The 18039-nt window shown below is 68.5% G+C and carries 16 protein-coding genes and 1 pseudogene; 8 read left to right on the forward strand and 9 right to left on the reverse strand.

The window, feature by feature from the left end; translation table 11 throughout:
- Positions 1-63: 63 nt before the first annotated feature.
- The 3 genes from CFB50_RS28345 (at position 64) to CFB50_RS28355 (ending at position 2520) form a co-directional block, all read left to right on the forward strand.
- On the forward strand, positions 64-981 hold the full coding sequence (locus CFB50_RS28345) for a LysR family transcriptional regulator (RefSeq protein ID WP_089448012.1): 918 nt from the start codon (positions 64-66) through the stop codon (positions 979-981).
- A gap of 206 nt (positions 982-1187) precedes the next feature.
- Entirely contained in the window at positions 1188-1724 is a 537-nt protein-coding gene (locus CFB50_RS28350; RefSeq protein ID WP_089448013.1) for a VOC family protein, read from the forward strand.
- A gap of 40 nt (positions 1725-1764) precedes the next feature.
- Positions 1765-2520 carry a glucose 1-dehydrogenase gene (locus tag CFB50_RS28355; protein ID WP_089448014.1) on the forward strand — a complete coding sequence of 252 codons (756 nt, stop codon included), beginning with the start codon at positions 1765-1767 and terminating at the stop codon, positions 2518-2520.
- Positions 2521-2702: 182 nt separating this feature from the next.
- On the opposite strand, the gene CFB50_RS28360 is transcribed toward CFB50_RS28355, so the two are convergent.
- Together CFB50_RS28360 and CFB50_RS28365 are read right to left on the reverse strand one after the other, a co-directional pair.
- Complete coding sequence (locus CFB50_RS28360) at positions 2703-4217, reverse strand: purine-cytosine permease family protein (RefSeq protein ID WP_089448015.1); 1515 nt, start codon at positions 4215-4217, stop codon at positions 2703-2705.
- A gap of 202 nt (positions 4218-4419) precedes the next feature.
- Entirely contained in the window at positions 4420-5067 is a 648-nt protein-coding gene (locus CFB50_RS28365; RefSeq protein WP_069252020.1) for a glutathione S-transferase family protein, read from the reverse strand.
- 105 nt (positions 5068-5172) lie between these two features.
- Between CFB50_RS28365 and CFB50_RS28370 the strand changes: the two genes are divergently transcribed.
- Positions 5173-6270, forward strand: coding sequence for a transketolase-like TK C-terminal-containing protein (locus tag CFB50_RS28370; protein ID WP_089448016.1), 1098 nt, complete (start codon positions 5173-5175; stop codon positions 6268-6270).
- A gap of 18 nt (positions 6271-6288) precedes the next feature.
- Here CFB50_RS28370 and CFB50_RS28375 read toward each other — a convergent pair whose 3' ends face one another.
- Positions 6289-6744 (reverse strand): MarR family winged helix-turn-helix transcriptional regulator, encoded by a 456-nt coding sequence (locus CFB50_RS28375; RefSeq protein ID WP_089448017.1) that lies wholly within the window; start codon positions 6742-6744, stop codon positions 6289-6291.
- A 173-nt stretch (positions 6745-6917) separates the two neighbouring features.
- Here CFB50_RS28375 and aceE point away from each other — a divergent pair.
- A pseudogene (gene aceE / locus CFB50_RS28380) lies at positions 6918-7265 on the forward strand (pyruvate dehydrogenase (acetyl-transferring), homodimeric type); the annotation flags it as partial.
- On the opposite strand, the gene CFB50_RS28385 reads toward aceE, so the two are convergent.
- From CFB50_RS28385 to CFB50_RS28400, 4 genes are all read right to left on the reverse strand, one after another.
- Positions 7244-7468, reverse strand: a complete 225-nt coding sequence (locus CFB50_RS28385) for a hypothetical protein (protein ID WP_144020701.1) — start codon at positions 7466-7468, stop codon at positions 7244-7246. The pseudogene aceE and the gene CFB50_RS28385 sit on opposite strands and share 22 nt — an antisense overlap.
- Positions 7469-7575: 107 nt before the next feature.
- Complete coding sequence (locus CFB50_RS28390) at positions 7576-9087, reverse strand: efflux transporter outer membrane subunit (RefSeq protein WP_089448019.1); 1512 nt, start codon at positions 9085-9087, stop codon at positions 7576-7578.
- Complete coding sequence (locus tag CFB50_RS28395; protein ID WP_089448020.1) at positions 9084-12257, reverse strand: efflux RND transporter permease subunit; 3174 nt, start codon at positions 12255-12257, stop codon at positions 9084-9086. Before CFB50_RS28395 ends, CFB50_RS28390 begins: the two co-directional genes overlap by 4 nt.
- Before the next feature lie 13 nt (positions 12258-12270).
- Entirely contained in the window at positions 12271-13497 is a 1227-nt protein-coding gene (locus CFB50_RS28400) for an efflux RND transporter periplasmic adaptor subunit (protein ID WP_089448021.1), read from the reverse strand.
- An 80-nt stretch (positions 13498-13577) separates the two neighbouring features.
- Between CFB50_RS28400 and soxR the strand changes: the two genes are divergently transcribed.
- Positions 13578-14057, forward strand: a complete 480-nt coding sequence (gene soxR, locus CFB50_RS28405; protein WP_069252028.1) for a redox-sensitive transcriptional activator SoxR — start codon at positions 13578-13580, stop codon at positions 14055-14057.
- Between the two features lie 58 nt (positions 14058-14115).
- On the opposite strand, the gene CFB50_RS28410 is transcribed toward soxR, so the two are convergent.
- Entirely contained in the window at positions 14116-14877 is a 762-nt protein-coding gene (locus CFB50_RS28410) for an SDR family NAD(P)-dependent oxidoreductase (RefSeq protein WP_089448022.1), read from the reverse strand.
- Positions 14878-14985: 108 nt separating this feature from the next.
- On the opposite strand from CFB50_RS28410, the gene CFB50_RS28415 reads away from it, so the two are divergent.
- Positions 14986-15897, forward strand: coding sequence for a LysR family transcriptional regulator (locus tag CFB50_RS28415; protein ID WP_089448023.1), 912 nt, complete (start codon positions 14986-14988; stop codon positions 15895-15897).
- Between the two features lie 24 nt (positions 15898-15921).
- On the opposite strand, the gene CFB50_RS28420 is transcribed toward CFB50_RS28415, so the two are convergent.
- On the reverse strand, positions 15922-16575 hold the full coding sequence (locus CFB50_RS28420; protein WP_089448024.1) for a TetR/AcrR family transcriptional regulator: 654 nt from the start codon (positions 16573-16575) through the stop codon (positions 15922-15924).
- Between the two features lie 150 nt (positions 16576-16725).
- On the opposite strand from CFB50_RS28420, the gene CFB50_RS28425 reads away from it, so the two are divergent.
- Positions 16726-18018, forward strand: coding sequence for an NAD(P)/FAD-dependent oxidoreductase (locus tag CFB50_RS28425; RefSeq protein WP_089448025.1), 1293 nt, complete (start codon positions 16726-16728; stop codon positions 18016-18018).
- Positions 18019-18039 lie beyond the last annotated feature (21 nt).

Raw genomic sequence — 18039 nt, forward strand, 5'->3', positions numbered from 1 at the left:
GCGCATTGTTGCAGCCTCGGTTCTGCGGCAGAATCGTCGGCCGCCCTTCCCGCCGCCCGCACCATGCGCAACCGCATCAACGAAGAGATCACGTTCCGCAAGCTCGAGGTGCTGCTCGCCTTCATGGAAGCGGGCAGCCTCGCGAAAGCCGCCGAGGCGCTGGGCGTCAGCACGGTCAGCGTGCACCGCGCGCTGCACACGCTCGAGGAAGGGATGCACTGCGCGCTGTTTCGCCACGAGGGGCGGAACCTGATTCCGACCGACGCCGCGCAGGTGCTCGCCGACGTCGCCGGCGAAGTGCTCAAGACGATGACGGACGGGATCCGCTCGACGCGCGAGGCGGCCGGCTACGGCGCCGGCCAGTTGAAGATCGGTTCGCTCTACTCGTTGACGATCCGCACCGTGCCCGAAGTCGTGATCGCGTTGAAGGAGCGCCGCCCCGAACTGCAGGCCGAGCTCGTGCTCGGCTCGAACGCCGACCTGCTCGACAAGCTCCGGCAAGGCGCGATCGACGCGACGCTGATGGCGCTGCCCGAACCGGATGCCGAGATCGAATCGATCGCGCTGTTCGAGGACGAGATGTTCTTCGCCGCGCCGATCGACTCGCCGTACGCGCGGCACGACGCCATCGATCTGTGCTCGTGCGGCGACGCGCCGTTCGTGTCGCTCGGCGAAGGCTTCGCGACGCATCATGGCTTCACGGAAGCGTTTCGTTCGGCCGGCGTCACGCCGAACGTCGTGATGCGGGTGGGCGACATCTTCTCGCTGATCAATCTCGTGTCGGGCGGCGTCGGCTGCTCGCTGCTGCCCGGCCGCGTGCACGACCTGTTCGCGCACAAGATCGCGCTCGTGCCGCTCGCCGGGCCGACGATCCGCCAGACGATCGGCTTGAGCTTCCTGCACCGGCGCGAACGCGACCCGAACCTGCTTGCGCTGGCAACCGTGTGCCGGCTGACGGTCAAGGGGCCGAACGCGCGGTAACGCGCTGATCGCCCGGCCGGAAGCGCGCCTTCTCCGATCCGCTTCGCATTCCTGCATCGTCGCGCGCTGGCGCACCCACCCGTCCACCACGCCACGACGAAACGCGCGGGCTCATCCGTTTGGACGGCACGCCGCAGGCGCTTTGTTGCGATCATGACCGTCAATCATCGCGCGGCACGCCCACGTGTGCCGGCCACGGAGACGCCATGAACGATCCCATGCTCGGCCCCATCGACCAGATCGGCTACGTGGTCGCGGATCTCGACCGCAGCATCGCGCGCTGGCGCGAACGCCACGACGTCGGCCCGTGGACCGTATTCCGCAACGTGCGCCTCGACGGCCATCACTTCGGCGAACCCGTGACGGTCACGATGGACGTCGGCCTCGCGTATCGCGCCGATCTGCAGATCGAACTGATTCACGTGACGAACGAGGCGCGCTCGCCGTACCGCGATGCGCACGGCCAGCCGCTCGTCGGGCTGCATCACGTCGCGTGGGTCGTCGACGATCTCGATGCCGCGCTCGCGCAGCTCACGGGCCGCGGCCTGCGTGTCGTGTTCGACGCGCGCAACGCGGCCACGCGTGTCGCCTATCTCGACGACGCCGACGATCCCGGCGTGCGCGTCGAAGTGATCGAAGGCGCCGGCATGCGCGACATGATCGCGCGCGGCATCGCCGAGGCCCGTGCATGGGACGGTGCCGATCCGGTTCGCATCATCGACGCGGCGGCCGCCTCCGCGTAATTGGCCCCGCGCGCCCCTCTCACTCACAGGAGAAAGCAGCATGAAACGACTCGAAGGCAAGGTGGCGCTGATCACGGGCGGTGCCCGCGGCCAGGGCGAAGCGGAAGCGCGCAGATTCGTCGCCGAAGGCGCACGCGTGGTGATCGCCGACGTGCTGGACGAAGCCGGCCAGCGCGTCGCGGCCGAACTCGGCGACGCCGCACGTTTCCAGCATCTCGACGTGACCCGCGAAGCCGACTGGCAGGCTGCCGTCGATGCGACGCTCGCGCAGTTCGGCCGCCTCGACATCCTCGTGAACAACGCGGCGATCCTGAAGCTCGTGCCGATCGAAGCGTGCTCGCCCGACGACTATCGCAAGGTGATCGACGTGAACCAGGTCGGCTGCTGGCTCGGCATGAAGTCGGCGCTGGGCGCGCTGAAGGCGGCGGGCGGCGGCTCGATCGTCAACGTGTCGTCGACGGCCGGGATGGAGGGCGTCGCGGGCGGCAGCGCATACGTATCGAGCAAGTTCGCGGTGCGCGGAATGACGAAGGCCGCCGCGCTCGAATTCGGCCGCTACGGCATTCGCGTGAACTCGGTGCATCCGGGCGGCATCGATACGGTGATGGCACGTCCGCCCGAGTTCGCGGATTTCGATCCGTCGTCGATCTACAGCGGCTTGCCGATCGCGCGCATCGGCAAGCCCGATGAGGTGGCCAATCTCGTGCTGTTCCTCGCGTCCGACGAATCCGCGTATTGCACCGGGTCGGAATACATCGTCGACGGCGGGATGCTCGCCGGCAGTTCGTTCCACTGAACCGTATCCTGGTCGACGCGCGCCCACCAACCTGGTGGGCGTCTTCGTTTGCACTTTCGAGGCGCTGCGTGGAGCATACAGCCGCCCCTCTGGCAACCACCCGCCCGAAAACGACGATGCCGCCGGCAGCTCTCCCGCGCGGCGGCATCGTCATTTGCGAAGCGACATACCACGCGCCGCTCTTATCCCTTCGGCTGGATCGCCGGTACGCCATTGCCGCGCGCCACCTGCCCACCGCCACGCACGAAGCGTCGCCCGTGCGGACCGTACACGCCATCCGGTTCCGGATACAACGTCAGCAGCACGAAATACAGCACGCCGCCCACCACCAGCGACACCGGCACGCTGAGATCGAGCCCGCCCGCGAGGTTGCCGAGCGGCCCGACAAACTGCCCCGGCAGGTTCACGAACGACAGCCCGACGAACGCGGCCGGCAGCCACGCGCCCATCGCGCGCACGTTCCACCCATGCGTGAACCAGTAGTGGCCGCCGCGCAGCCCGCGGTTGAACACCTGCAGGTCGTCCGCGAGATAGTAGCCGCGCCGCGTCACGTAGCCGATCACCATGATCGCCATCCACGGGCAGCTGAACGTATCGATCAGTGTCGAGAACGTCGCGACGCTTTCGACGAGGTTGAACCAGAAGCGGCCGACGAAGATGAACGCGATCGCGATCGTGCCGATCAGCAGCGTCGCACGCACGCGGTTCAGCAGGCGCGGGAACATGCTCGACACGTCGAGGCCGGTGCCGTACAGCGCGGTCGTGCCGGTCGACATCCCGCCGATGATCGCGATGAGGCACATCGGCAGCAGGAACCAGCGCGGCGAGATCGCGAGCAGCCCGCCGACGTAGTCGTTCGACGCGATGAACGCGGGCGCCTTCGTCGCAATGATCGTCGCGGTCGCGAGGCCGAAGAAGAACGGTACGAAGGTCGCGATCTGCGCGGCGAACACGGCGCCCATCACGCGATGCTTCGGTGTGCTCTGCGGGATGTAGCGCGCCCAGTCGCCGAGCGTCGACGCGAACGAAACCGGGTTGCTCAGCGCCACCAGCACCGCGCCGACGAACGCGGCCCAGAAGCCCGCGCTGCCCTGCTGCACCGTGCCGGCATAGCTCACGTCGAACAGGCCGGCGAACGCGAACAGGCCCGCGACGAACAGCACGCTCGCGGCCCACACGGCGATCTTGTTGACCCACAGCATGAAGCGGAAGCCGTAGATGCAGACGATCAGCACGAGCACCGCGAACACCATGTACGCCGCGCCGAGCGTGAAGCCGTTGACCGGCACGCCGACCATGTCGTGCGCGCCGCCGACGAGCGCGTCGCCCGAGCTCCACACCGCGAGCGAGAAGAACGCGATCGACGTGAGCAGCGCGAGGAACGAGCCGACGATCCGGCCGTGGATGCCGAAATGCGCGCCGGACGACACCGGGTCGCTCGTCCCGTTGCGCGGGCCGAACAGGCTCATCGGCGCGAGGATGCAGGTGCCGGCGAGCACGCCGATCACGATCGCGCAGACACCCGCCTTGAACGACAGCCCGACCAGCACGGGAAAACTGCCGAGCACCGATGTTGAAAACGTATTGCAGCCGCCGAACAGCAACCTGAACAGATCGATCGGCCGCGCATAGCGCGATGCATCGGGAATGCGCTCGAAACCGAACGACTCGACCTGCGTAATCCTGCCTTCACTCATTTGTCTCCCACTCCTCTGGTGCGTCTGTACCGCCCGGTGCTGCGGCGATACGACACATCGTCATCGATTCGCGGCCACTCTAAACCGGATCGCGCGGCGCAAATATCACGCATTCGAGACGTTTACGACGAAGGAGAACAATGTTTCCCGGCAGGCCAGCGGCCGGCGCCCGCGCCATCCGTACGGCGCGGGCGATGCGAGGTCAGTGCGCGCCCTCCGCCGCCGGCGCGCGGCATGCGATCAGGCCCCGCTGAACGGCTTGCCGCGCCTCGATGCCGGCGAGCCAGCGCTCGACGTGCGGATAGTCGGCCAGATCGAGATCGAGTTCGGGCGCCGCGCGCAGCCACGGAAACGCGGCGATGTCGGCGATCGAGTAGCGCGGCGACGCGAGATACGCCGATTCCGCCAAGCGGCCGTTCACGACCCCATAGAGACGCCGCGCCTCGTTCCGGTAGCGCTCAAGCGCTTGCGCATTGACCGTCTTCGATGCATGCAGGAACCACCAGAGCTGGCCGAGCATTGGCCCGATCCCGCCGATCTGGAAATGCAGCCATTGCTGGACGGCCGTGCGCTCGGCCAGCGTGTCGGGATGCAGAACGCCCGTCTTCGCGGCGAGATAGCTCAGGATCGCGCCGGATTCGAACACGGTCAGCCCGGCGTCGTGGTCGACGATGGCCGGGATCTTGCCGTTCGGGTTGATCGCAAGAAACGCCGCGCTGCGCTGCTCGCCGGCGGAAAGATTCACGTGCACGCAGTCGTATGCGAGCCCGGCCTCTTCCAGGTAAATGGCGATCTTGTGCCCGTTCGGCGTGTTGGCCGTATAAAACGTGAGGGGATGCGTCGAGATCATGTCGGTCCTTGTCTTCCGGTTATCGTTGCAACTACAATCGTTGCAATTGCAATCCTATGTCGAAACCGATAGCCCCGGCGACATGCCAGTACTCGAAGGAGGGATATGCAGACTGCGCGATCCGGTCCGCCCGTGCGGACACCCGACACCCGCCGCGCCGCGGCGGCCTGCCTCGACAGGCTGATCACGCAGCGGCTCGCGCCGCGTGGCCGTGCGGTGTCGCCGCTCGGCGCGATGCGCGCGGCCGCCGATTGCCTCGAACGCGATGCGGCGACATCGGAACGTGTCTGGATCGTGCGAGCCGATGCGCGGGAGCCGTCTGCGGACGCGGACGCACATCGCCGCATCAGTGCATGGCCGCTACGGTTTCTCGATGCGCGCAAGCGGTTCGAGAAGCCGCTGCTGTACCTGCTGCATGCGCGCGCGACCGACCGGCTGCGGCTGGCGTCGGTCGAAACCTTCGATCGCGGGATCTTCGTCAACGATGCGGAAACGATCGCGTCGTCCTGGCCGAAAGGCGTGACGCCCGACGTCCCGCACTGGCTGGCCGCGAACCCCGCGTGCACGCCATACGACCCGGCGTCGGGCCATGAGGCGATCGCGATCCTGCGCCATGCGCTGCGCACACGTTATGTCGCCGGTCAGCCGGGATTCTGTTATCTCGCAAGCCACGACGACCCCGTACCCGACGCGAATCCGCTATCGGCCACGGCGGCCCGCGATGCATTCAGCGGCATGGTGCGGGCCGGCCGGCGCGCGGCAGCCGGCGCGGCTGCGCAGATCCGGCTGTGCGGCGCGGGCAGCACGCTCGTGCAGGTGATGGAGGCGGCCGACCTGCTGCACGACGAATGGCGCATCGATTCGATGATCTGGAGCTGCCCGAGCTACACGCAGCTCGCCCGCGACGGTCATGTAGCCGACCGGTGGAACCTGCTGCATCCGCACGACGAACCGCAGATCGCGCATGTGCGCCGATGCTTCGGCGACAGCCGCACGCCAGTGCTCGCGGTGACGGGCTATGCGAGGCACGTCGCCGCGCAGATCGGCGCGTTCGTACCGGCCCGCTTCGCGGCGCTCGGCGCGGATCTGGCCGGCCCGGGCTCCGGCCCACGCGTGCCGAGTGCGCGCTGGATTGCCGCGGTCGCGCATCGCCTGCTGGCCGACTGGGCCGCGCAGGCGATGCGCCGCTGTGCGAGCGGCTGACGCGCGGGCCGATCGCCGCTACTTCGCGTCGGCTCCCGCCTCGCGCGCCGCGGCGGTCGCACGATCGAGCGCGGCGGCTATCGCCGCCTGATCCTTGCCGCCGAACTGATCGAGGAAGAGTTCCGCGACCGTCGACTGGTACACCTTCCACATCTTCTTGCGCAGCGTCCGCCCCTTGTCGGTGATGCTCGCATAGGCGGCGCGGCCGTCGTCCGCCGAACGGGCACGCGTGACGAGCCCCTCCTGTTCGAGCCGGTCGACGAGCCGCGTGAGGTTGTAGCGCTCGATCGCGAGCACGTCGGCCAGCTCGTGCATGCGGCGCGTGCCGTCGGGCCCGCTTTCGAGCCCCCACAACGCGTCGTACCACGCATAGGCCGGCAGGCCGGCCGCCGCGAGGCGGCGCTCGATCTCGCGAATCATCGTCCGGTGCGCGCGGACGAACGAGAACCACAGATCGGGTTCGGGTGCGCTCATGTCAGGTCGTTCCTCTCGTTGAATTGCAGTTGCAATTAAATTTTACCTCGATAACAATTGCCTTCATACGATTGCAATTGCAACTATATGCCCATCGACCGGCGGGCGTTCCGTCGCGCGACGCGGCGCCACGACCGTCGCCCCGCGCAGCCTTATGCTTCTGGAGACATTGCATGACCGCGCCTCTCACGCTACCCGACATCGATCCGGAGGAAACCCGCGAATGGCTCGATGCGCTCGAATCCGTGATCGCGCTCGAAGGCCGCCCGCGCGCGCACTACCTGCTCGACCAGCTGTCCGACCTCGACGCGGCCCGCCACGGCGACCTGCACGGCCGCGTGACGACCGCGTACATGAACACGGTGCCGCGCGAACGGCAGCCGGCCTATCCGGGCGATCTTGCGCTCGCGCGGCGCCTGAATGCGATGATCCGCTGGAACGCGATGGTGATGGTGCTGCGCGCCGGACGGCTTTCGAACGTCGGCGGGCATATCGCGACTTACCAGTCGGCCGCGGTGCTGTAGAAGATCGTCGGCGACCAGATCCGCGCGTTCGTCGACGGCCGGCGCTTCGTGTCGCTCGGCACCGACGGCTTCGGCCGCTCGGACACGCGCGACGCGCTGCGCACGTTCTTCGAGGTCGATCGGCACTTCATCGTGATCGCGGCGCTGAAGGCGCTCGCCGACGACGGCGTGATACCGCGCACCAAGGTAGGCGAAGCCATCCGGCGTTACGGCATCGACATCGACAAGGTCGATCCGGCCAGCGTGTATTCACGCGGTGCGCGGCAGGCGGGATGGCCCGGCCTGCCGCGCCACCGTCCCGCCCGCGTTACTGCCCCGCCTGCGCGAGCGGGCCTTGCTGCGGGCCCTGCCCCGTTCCCGACGGCCAGCCGCCCGCCAGTGCCTTGTACAGCGCCACTGTCGACGCCGCGCTGCGCATCTGCCCGTCGGCCGCCGCATCCTGCGCCTGCAGCAGCGTGCGTTGCGCGTCGAGCACTTCGTAGTAGTCGATCGCGCCCGCCGAAAACCGCGCCTGCGCCAGTTGCGCGGCACGCGCGCTGTCGGTCGCGGCCTGCACGAGATGGCCCGTCTCGTCACGCGTGCGGGCGACGCGCAGCAGCGTGTTCTCCGTTTCCTCCAGCGCCCCGAGCACGGTCTGCCGGTACTGCGCGAGCTGCCCGGCCGCTTCCGCATCGCTCGCGGCGATCCGTGCACGCACGCGGCCGACGTCGAGGAACGACCAGTCGATGCCGAGCGCGATCAGGTTCGTGTCGCTGCCCGCGCGGAAGAACCCGTAGCTGCTCGTCGCGCTGCCGAGCAGCCCCGACAACGTGAAGCGAGGGAACAGGTCGGCCGTCGCGACGCCGACGCGTGCGGTCGCCGCGTGCAGCCGCGCCTCGGCGGCCGCGACGTCGGGCCGCCGCCGCAGCAGGTCGCCCGGCGTGCCGGGATCGATGTCCGCGGTCAGCGCCGGCAGCGGCACCGGTGTGCCCGCCGACACGGCTGCCTTCGGGAGATCGAAGCGGCCGATCAGCGCGTCCGGCGTCTGCCCCGTCAGCACCGCGAGCCGGTGCTCGTCGACGCCGATCGCCGCTTCGTACACGGCGATCCGCGACGTCGTCGATTCGTACTGCGCGCGCGCCCGCGCCGCATCGAGTTCGGAGCCGCGCCCCGCGCCGACGCGCGCATTGATCAGCGCGAGCGTCTGCTTCTGGTTGTCGGCGTTCTCGCGCGCAATCCGCAGCCGCTCCTGCGAGCCGCGCAGATCGACGTACGTGCTTGCCACCTCGCCGGCGATCGCGACGCGCACCGCGCGCACGTCCGCCGCGCTGGCGGCCGTTTCCGCACGCTGCGACTCGATCGAACGACGCACGCGGCCGAACAGGTCGAGCTCCCACGCCGCATTGATGCCGACGCTGGACATCGGCGTATCGCGCTGGCTGCGCGGCGCGCCGAACGCCTGGTCCTTGCTCATCAGCTGATGGCCGATCTGCCCGCTCGCGGTGATCGTCGGGTAACGATCGAACGTGGCCTGCGACAGCAGCGCATTCGATGCGTCGTAGCGCGACACGGCGACCTGCAGATCCTGGTTCGCCGCGAGCGCCGTGTCGATCAACTGCGTCAGCACCGGATCGCCGAAACCGCGCCAGAACGCGGCATCGGCATCGGCCGACGCGTCGGGCGGCGTCTCCGGCGTCGTACCGGACGGCGGCGCCGAACGCGCATCGCGCGCGAACCGCGCGGCCGTAGCCGTGTCGGGTCGCTTGAAATCGGGGCCGACCGCGCACGCGGCGAGCGTCACCGACATCGCGAGCGCGGAAAGACGAAAAGCGGCGCTCATCGGTTTTCTCCTTCGAGGGTGCCGTGGTGTTCGCTCCACACGGCCGGCGTGCCGCCCGCGAGCTTGCGGATCGCCACATAGAACACGGGCGTCAGGAACAGCCCGAACAGCGTGACGCCCAGCATCCCCGCGAACACGGTGATGCCGGTGGCCGCGCGCACTTCGCTGCCCGCGCCGCCGCCGATCAGCAGCGGCACCGAGCCCGCGATGAACGCGACCGACGTCATCACGATCGGGCGCAGCCGCAGCTTGCACGCTTCGAGCGCGGCTTCGATCACGCCCTTGCCCTGGATTTCGAGCTCGCGAGCGAACTCGACGATCAGGATCGCGTTCTTGCACGCCAGCCCCATCAGCACGACGAGACCGACCTGCACGAACACGTTGTTGTCGCCGCCCGACAGCCACACGCCGAACAGCGCGGCGCAGATGCACACGGGCACGATCAGGATCACCGCGAGCGGCAGCGTCCAGCTCTCGTACAGCGACGCGAGCACCAGGAACACGAGCATCACCGCGAGCGGGAACACGACGATCGCCGCGTTGCTCTGCGTGACCTGCTGGTAGCTGAGATCGGTCCATTCGAGCGTGATGCCCGGCGGCAGCACGTCCTTCGCGATCTGCTGCAGTTTCTCGATCGCCTGCGACGACGACATCACCTTCGGATCGGCATCGCCGATCAGGTTCGCGGCCGGATAGCCGTTGTAGCGAACGACCGGGTCGGGCCCGTATGCGGGCGCCACCGTCACCATCGAGCCGATCGGCACCATCTCGCCCTTCGCGTTGCGCGTGCGCAGGTTCGCGATGTCGGCGGCCGTCTGCCGGTGGCCGGCATCCGCCTGCGCCATCACGCGGTACACGCGGCCGAACAGGTTGAAGTCGTTCACGTACATCGAGCCGAGATAGACCTGCAGCGTGCTGAACAGGTCGGTCAGCGCGACACCCTGCGCCTTCGCCTTCAACCGGTCGACCTTCACCTCGAGCTGCGGGATGTTCGCCTGGTACGAACTGACGGGGTAGCTCATCCCCGGCGTCTTCGCGACCGCGCCCTGGAACGCGGTGAGCGCGTTCTGCAAGGCCCCGTAGCCGAGCCCGCCGCGGTCCTCCAGGTACAGCGAGTAGCCCGAGCCGTTGCCGAGGCCCTGGATCGGCGGCGGCATCAGCGCATAGGTGATGCCGCCGCCGATGGCCGCGAAGCGCGCGTTCAGGTCCGCATTGATCTGCGCGGCGCTGCGGTGGCGCTGGTCGAACGGCTTCAGGATCACGTACGAGTTCGTGATGTTCGGCGTATTCACGCCCTGCAGCGCATTCAGCCCGGCAAAGGCCGGCATCATTTCGACACCGTCGGTGCCGAGCGCGATCTTCGTCATCTGCTCGGTCACCTCGCTGGTGCGCGCGAGCGACGCGCCTTCCGGCAGCTTCGCGCCCGCGAACAGGTACAGCTTGTCCTGCACGGGGATGAAGCCGCCCGGCACCGCGTTGAGCAGCAGCGCGGTGGCCGCGAGCAGCGCCGCATAGACCGCGAACACCACGCCGCGCCGCTTCAGCGTGCGGCCGACGAAGCCGTGATAGCGATCGGAACTGCGGTCGAAGAAGCGGTTGAACGGATGGAACAGCCAGCCGAACGCGCGATCGAGCCCGCGCGTCAGCGCATCCTTCGGCGCATCGTGCGGACGCAGCAGCTTCGCGGCGAGCGCGGGCGACAGCGTCAGCGAGTTGATCGCGGAGATCACCGTCGAGATCGCGATCGTCACCGCGAACTGCCGGTAGAACTGGCCCGTGACACCGGACATGAACGCCATCGGCACGAATACCGCGCACAGCACGAGCGCGATCGCGACGATCGGCCCCGACACCTCGCGCATCGCCTGGTGCGCGGCGTCGCGCGGGCTCAGGCCCTGCGCGATGTTGCGCTCGACGTTCTCGACGACCACGATCGCATCGTCGACGACGATCCCGATCGCGAGCACGAGCCCGAACAGCGTCAGCGTGTTGATCGAATAGCCGAGCAGATAGAGCCACGCGAACGTGCCGACCACCGACACGGGCACGGCGACGAGCGGGATGATCGACGCGCGCCACGTCTGCAGGAACAGGATCACGACGAGCACGACCAGCACGACGGCCTCGATCAGCGTGTGCTGCACCGCGCGGATCGATTCGCGCACGAACACCGTCGGATCCCACACGGGCCGGTACGCGACGCCGGGCGGGAAGCGCTTCGACAGTTCGTCGAATTTCGCATACACGGCCTTCGCGACCTCGAGCGCGTTCGCGCCCGGCGACAGGAAGATGCCGACCACCGCCGATGGCTTGTCGTTGAAATACGAGCGCAGCGTGTAGTCGCCTGCGCCGAGCTCGATGCGCGCGACGTCGGACAGCTTCACGACCTGCCCGTCGTCGCCGGTGCGCAGCACGATGTCGCCGAACTCCTGCGCCGTGCGCAACCGGCCGCGCACGTTGATCGACAGCAGGAAGTCGTTCTTCTTCGGCGACGGCTCCGCGCCGAGCTGGCCGGCCGACACCTGCACGTTCTGCTCGCGCACGGCGGCAATCACGTCGCTCGCGGTCAGCCCGCGCGACGCGAGCCGGTTCGGGTCGAGCCACAGCCGCATCGCATAGTCACCGGAGCCTGACAGGCCGACGTCGCCGACGCCCGTGAGCCGCGACAGCTCGTCCTTCACGTGCAGCGTCAGGTAGTTGCGCAGGTACAGCGAATCGCGGCTGTTGTCCGGCGAATAGAGGCTCACGTACATCAGCGGCGTGGGCGACTGCTTCTGCGTGGTCACGCCGTACTGGCGCACCTCGTCGGGCAGGCGCGACAGCGCCTGGCTCACGCGGTTCTGCACGCGCACGGCGGCCGTGTCGGGATCGACGCCCTGCAGGAACGTGACGACCACCTGCAGGCTGCCGTCCGACCCGGCAACCGACTTCATGTACATGATGCCTTCGACGCCGTTGATCGCCTCTTCCAGCGGTTCGGCGACCGATTCGGCGATTTCCTTCGGGTTCGCGCCCGGATACGTCGCGCGCACGACGACGCTCGGCGGCACGACTTCCGGGTATTCGCCGGCGGGCAGCATCGGGATCGAGATCAGGCCGATCGCGAAGATGACGATCGACAGCACGACCGCGAAGATCGGCCGGTCGATGAAGAATCGGGAGAAATCCATTGGCTGTCTCCCGTCACTGCGCGGCCGGCGCGCCGGCATCGGCGACGGCCTGCGTGCCGTTGCCCGGCCCGTCGCCCGCGCCATTGCCGGCACCGGCGTCGGCGCGTGCGGGCAGCGTCTTCGGCTTCACCTGCGCGCCCGGATAGTAGATCCGCTGCATGCCGTCGACGACCACGCGGTCGCCCGCCTGGATCCCCTTCTCGATGATCCGCTCGCCCTCCACCCCGCGGCCGATCGTCACGTCGCGGCGCAGCGCCTTGTCGCCGGGCCCGATCACATACACGTACTTGCGATCCTGGTCGGTGAGCACGGCCTTGTCGTCGACGAGCAGCGCATCCTGGTCGCGGCCGCTGACGAGTTGCACGCGCGCATACAGGCCCGGCGTAAACGTATGGTCCGCATTCGGCAGCCGCACGCGCGCGCGGATCGTGCCGGTCTGCGGATCGAGCCGGTTGTCGAGGAAGTCGACGGTGCCCGCGTGCGGGAAACCCGTCTCGTTCGCGAGGCCCACGCGCACCGGATCGGCGCCGATCGCGCGATGTTTCGGATCGGCGCGCCGCGCGTTGTAGCGCAGGTAGCTCTGTTCGTCGCAGTCGAAATACACGTAGACGGGGTTCTGCGACACGACCGTCGTCAGCAGTGTGTCGTCCGCGCGCGCGAGGTTGCCGACGGTGGCGACCGCGCGGCCGACGCGCCCCGCAATCGGCGCGCGCACTTCGGTGAAGCCGAGATTGAGCTTCGCGTCGGCGACGGCCGCGTCGGCCGCCTGCAGGTCCGCACGCGCCTGCTCGGCCGTGGCGCGCGCGTTGTCGAGTTCTTCCTGCGACGTCGCATGCGCATCGATCAGCGTCTGCACGCGCTTGAGCTGCACGTTCGCGAGGCTCGCGGCCGCACGGGCCCGTTGCAGCTGCGCGTTCGCGCGATCGAGCGCGATCCGGTAAGGGCGCGGGTCGATCTCGAACAGCAGCGCGCCCTGCGCGACCAGGTCGCCTTCCTTGTAGGCGACGCGCTGCAGGTAGCCGCTCACGCGCGGCCGCAGTTCGACCGCGTCGACCGCTTCGACGCGTCCGTTGAATTCGTCCGCGAGGCGGATCGTGCGCGGCGCGATCGTGGCGACGCCGACTTCCGGAAGGGATTGGGCCGACGATGCGCCTTTGCCGTCGTGACAGCCCGACAACGCCAGCAGCAGTGCACAGGCCGCGCCCAAAGGCGACGTCCTGCGTAGGGAAAAGGAGAGCATGATGCCTCGCGACGGGTTAAACTGCCGCGTAGCATAAAAGTTGAAGTTAACTTCAAGTCAAGTTTTCCCGGAGGGGCGACATGGGTATCCAGGAAACACCGAAATGGCCGCTGATGTCGATCCGCGAAGTGGCCGCACGCAGCGGCGTGCCGGCATCGACACTACGGTTCTACGAGACGCGCGGGCTCATCAAGTCGCACCGCAACGGCTCGAGCCATCGCCACTATTCGCGCGCGGTGCTGCGGCTGATCGCGTTCATCGTATTCGCGCAGAAGATCGGCTATTCGCTCGACGAGATCGCCGAGCAGCTCGTCAGCCTTCCCGAGGACACAGCGCCGAGCAACAAGGACTGGCAGCGGCTGTCACGCGGCTGGAAGCAGCGCGTCGCGAGCCGGATCGAGGAGTTGCAGCGCCTGTACATCAACCTCGACGAATGCATCGGCTGCGGCTGCCTGTCGCTGAAGCGCTGCAAGCTGACGAACCCGGAGGACCGCGCGGGCCGCAACGGGCCCGGCGCGCGGCGCTGGCTCGGCGACAAGCCTCCCGTGGATATCGAATGACCGGCGGGCCGGGCGTGGCGCGCGATGCCACCGCATCCGGCCACCTGGGTAGATTGCGTCACCCGACCCGCCAGCCGCCGTTCACCGCGATCGTCGCACCGGTGACGAACGATGCACGCGGCCCGGCGAGCCACGCGACCGCATCCGCGATATCGTCCGGATGCCCGGCGCGGCCGGCCGGCGTCTGCTCGCGGATCGTCGCGGCAATGGCCGGCACGACGCCCCTTTCGCCGAAGAAGCGCGTGTCGGCGATATAGCCGGGCGCAACCGTATTGACCGTTGCGCCGCGCGGCCCGAGTTCGCGCGCGAGCGCGACGGTGAACCCTTCGACGCCGGCCTTCGCCGCCGCATACGCCAGGCCACCCGGCAGCAGGCTGCCGGCGCGCGCCGCGATCGAACCGATGTTGACGATCCTCGCGGCGCGCTCGGCCAGGTGCGGCAGCACAGCCATGGTCGTCACGAACAGGCTTTTCAGGTTCGCGTCGAGCACGGCGTCCCACACGCGCTCGGCCTCGCCCGCCTCGGTATCCGCGCCGACGCGGCCGGTCAGCCCTGCGTTGTTGACCAGCACATCGATGCAAGACCACTGCTCGATGATCGCGGCCACCGCCGCCCCCGCCTCCCGTCTCACGCTCAGGTCGGCGGTCTGCCCGATCGCCGCGCCGCCAAGCCGCGCGACGGCCGCTTCCAGCCGTGCCGCGTCGCGCCCGACGATCGCGACGCGATACCCGTCTTCCACCAGCCGGCGCGCGATCGCAAAGCCGATCCCGCTCGACCCGCCCGTGACGATTGCCGTTCGCTGCTGTTCGATCCCTGTCATGACCTGCCCTCCCGAATGTCGACCGTTGATGACAAGGCCATTCTGGGCAGCACAGTGTGATAGGTAAAATACGAATTCGATGATCCACTGATACGCGAAAGGTATCGCATGATCGATCTACGCCAGTTCAGGCAATTCATCGCGATCGCCGAGACGCTCAGCTTCCGGCGCGCGGCCGAGCGGCTGCACATGGCGCAGCCGCCGCTCAGCGCGGCGATCCGCAAGCTCGAGGACGAGCTGGGCGTCGTGCTGTTCGAGCGCGACAACCGCGGCACGGCGCTCACGCCGGCCGGCGACGCGTTCCTGCTCGAAGCACGGCGCGCGCTCGAACAGGCCGAGCGCGCGGTGGCCGTGGCCCGCCGCGCGGGCGCCGGCCTCGGCGGCACGCTACGGTTGCGTTTCGTCGACAGCACGGTCAACGCGCTGCTGCCGCTGATCCTCCGCGCGTTCCAGGAACGCCATCCGGACGTCGATTTCCAGCTCGAGGAAGGCACAACCGCCGAGCAGGTACTCGCGCTGCGCCAGGACCGCACGGACGTCGGCCTCGTCGTGCTGCCGGTGGCCGATGCGGGCGACGTGCGCGTCGAGCCGCTGCTGCGCGACCGGATGGTCGCCGCGCTGCCCGACGGTCACCGGCTCGCACGCCGCCGGCGCATCGCGCTTGCCGAACTGGCGGACGAACCGTGGGTCATGTTTGCCGCGCACCACGGGCCCGGCATGCACGCGCTGATCGTGACCGCATGCGCGCAGGCCGGCTTCGCGCCGCGCATCGTCCAGCAGCCGCGCCAGATGCAGACGACGGCCGGGCTCGTCGCGGGCGGCATCGGCGTCGCGCTGATGCCGCGCCTGTTCGTGCCGATGCAGCCGCAAGGCATTACGTTCTGCGAACTGAAGGATGCGGGCAGCCCGCTCGCGTACGAGCTGGCGATCGCGTACCGGACGCCCTCGCCGCTCGTCGATGCGTTGCGCGAGACCGCACGAAGCGCGGTGCGCGAACTGGGGCTGGTGCTGGCGACGTGACCGCGCGCGTCACGCGCGCCGTGCTCAGCCGCCGACGACGTTGAACGCAATGTCCACCACGGCCTGCCGGAACGCGTCCTGCCGCGTGGGCAGCGACGTGTACTCCAGCATCATGTGACTGTATGACACAGTTGTGCCGATCGCGCTCGCGATCATGAAGAACAGCACCGTCGGCTCGACCGGGCGAATCACACCGGCCTCTACCGCCTCCGACAGCAGCGGGAACATCACGTCGTAATACGGACGCACGAGCCGCGCCTGCAGCCGGTCGAGCCGCCCGCCCACCTCGGTCGCCGCCGTCGAGAAGAACATGCCCAGGTCGGGCTCGTCGAACTCGTGGTCGACACACAGCTCGATCGCGCGCCGTACACGGTCGCGTTGCGGCAGCGACGACGTGCGCAACGCGCGCAGCGCGTCGAACATCGGCTCGGCCAGTTCGGCGATCTGCTCGACGACCGCCAGCCACAACGTTTCCTTGGTACCGAAATGGTGTGCGATCAGCGCCGCGTCGACGCCCAGCTCGCGCGCGACTTCGCGCACGCTCGTGGCGTCGTAGCCGCGCTTCGCAAACGTGCGGCGCGCGGCCCGCAATATCACGTCCGGCCCCACGGACGCCCCGGCCAGCGGCCGCCCTCGCATACGCCGCTTGGCCGGCGCGCGCTCAGTGACTTCAGCCACGTCTTCCCTGCTCTCCTTGAATGATTCGAATACCCCTGTTCCGGCCCCGCTCGAGCGACGCCGAACACCGGGTGACCTGCCCCGCTCCGTTGACACGCGAAGCCGGGAAGCGCTAGGATCATACATTATTCATCACGTGATGATTTATTCATGACAACCCCTATACGCATCGTCATCGTCGGCGGCGGGATCGCCGGACTGCAGCTCGCCACCCGCCTGGGCGAACGCCTCGGCCGGTCCGGGCGCGCCCAGGTGACCGTCGTCGACCGCAGCCCGACCCACATCTGGAAGCCGATGCTGCACACGATCGCGGCCGGTACGCGCGACGTGCAGCAGCAGCAGGTGATCTTCCTCGCCCATGCGCGTGATCATGGCTATTCGTACCAGCCCGGCGAACTGACGGGGCTCGATCGCGCGCGCCGCCGCGTGCAGCTCGGCGAGATCCGCTCGCAGGACGGCGAACTCGTGCTCGAGGCGCGCGAACTCGAATACGACGTGCTGATCCTCGCGCTCGGCAGCCAGGCCAACGATTTCGGCGTGCCGGGCGTGCGCGAGCACTGCTATTTCATCGACAGCCAGAAGCAGGCCGAGACCTTCAACGAGGCGTTGCGGGTGCGCGTATTTCGCAGCATCGCGCGCGACGAGCCGTTCCGCGTCGCGATCGTCGGCGCGGGCGCGACCGGCGTGGAACTCGCGGCGGAGCTGAGCCGCTTGCTGGAAGTGGCACAGGCGTACGGCGACGCGACGGTGCGCGAGCGGCTGCAGCTCACGCTGCTCGAGAGCGGCCCGCGCATCCTCGCCGCGTTTCCGCCGCGGATTTCCGCATCGGCGCAGCGGCGGCTCGAACAGATCGGCTTTCATGTGCTGACGTCCACCCGCGTCACGTCGGCCGACGCAAACGGCTTTCACTACGGCGACGGTTCGTTTGCGGAAGCGGACCTGATGGTGTGGGCGGCCGGTGTGAAGGCGCCCGATTTCATGCAGGCACTCGGCGGGCTCGACACGAATCGCGCGAACCAGATCGTCGTCGGGCCGACGCTGCAGGCCACGGGCGACGAGCACGTGTTCGCGATCGGCGACTGCGCGAGCCTGCTGCCCGACGGCCAGGAACGGCCGCTGCCGCCCACCGCGCAAGTCGCGACGCAGCAGGCCGAGCATCTCGCGAAGCACCTGCCCGCATGGCTCGACGGCACGCCGATTCCGCCGTTCGCGTTCCACGATTTCGGCGCGCTCGTGTCGATCAGCGACTACGACGCGTTCGGCACGCTCGGGCAGTTCGGGTTCTTTCGCGGCGGCTTCATCCAGGGGCGTTTCGCGCAGTTCAGCCACCTGATGCTCTACCGGCGGCACCAGCAGGCGCTGCACGGCTTCTCCAAGGCGACCCTGCTGTGGATCGCCGAACGGATCAACGGCTGCGTGCAGCCGCGCATCCGGCTCTCGTGATACCGCGCGTGGCGGTGTTGC

This window comes from Burkholderia sp. AU33423, assembly GCF_002223135.1.
GTDB classification, from domain to species: Bacteria; Pseudomonadota; Gammaproteobacteria; order Burkholderiales; family Burkholderiaceae; genus Burkholderia; species Burkholderia lata_D.

Coding starts and splice junctions, on each gene's coding strand:
- CFB50_RS28345 (WP_089448012.1), top strand. CDS start 64: ATGCGCAACCGCATCAACGAAGAGATCACGTTCCGCAAGCTCGAGGTG.
- CFB50_RS28350 (WP_089448013.1), top strand. CDS start 1,188: ATGAACGATCCCATGCTCGGCCCCATCGACCAGATCGGCTACGTGGTC.
- CFB50_RS28355 (WP_089448014.1), top strand. CDS start 1,765: ATGAAACGACTCGAAGGCAAGGTGGCGCTGATCACGGGCGGTGCCCGC.
- CFB50_RS28360 (WP_089448015.1), bottom strand. CDS start 4,217: ATGAGTGAAGGCAGGATTACGCAGGTCGAGTCGTTCGGTTTCGAGCGC.
- CFB50_RS28365 (WP_069252020.1), bottom strand. CDS start 5,067: ATGATCTCGACGCATCCCCTCACGTTTTATACGGCCAACACGCCGAAC.
- CFB50_RS28370 (WP_089448016.1), top strand. CDS start 5,173: ATGCAGACTGCGCGATCCGGTCCGCCCGTGCGGACACCCGACACCCGC.
- CFB50_RS28375 (WP_089448017.1), bottom strand. CDS start 6,744: ATGAGCGCACCCGAACCCGATCTGTGGTTCTCGTTCGTCCGCGCGCAC.
- CFB50_RS28385 (WP_144020701.1), bottom strand. CDS start 7,468: ATGGCTTCGCCTACCTTGGTGCGCGGTATCACGCCGTCGTCGGCGAGC.
- CFB50_RS28390 (WP_089448019.1), bottom strand. CDS start 9,087: ATGAGCGCCGCTTTTCGTCTTTCCGCGCTCGCGATGTCGGTGACGCTC.
- CFB50_RS28395 (WP_089448020.1), bottom strand. CDS start 12,257: ATGGATTTCTCCCGATTCTTCATCGACCGGCCGATCTTCGCGGTCGTG.
- CFB50_RS28400 (WP_089448021.1), bottom strand. CDS start 13,497: ATGCTCTCCTTTTCCCTACGCAGGACGTCGCCTTTGGGCGCGGCCTGT.
- soxR (WP_069252028.1), top strand. CDS start 13,578: ATGGGTATCCAGGAAACACCGAAATGGCCGCTGATGTCGATCCGCGAA.
- CFB50_RS28410 (WP_089448022.1), bottom strand. CDS start 14,877: ATGACAGGGATCGAACAGCAGCGAACGGCAATCGTCACGGGCGGGTCG.
- CFB50_RS28415 (WP_089448023.1), top strand. CDS start 14,986: ATGATCGATCTACGCCAGTTCAGGCAATTCATCGCGATCGCCGAGACG.
- CFB50_RS28425 (WP_089448025.1), top strand. CDS start 16,726: ATGACAACCCCTATACGCATCGTCATCGTCGGCGGCGGGATCGCCGGA.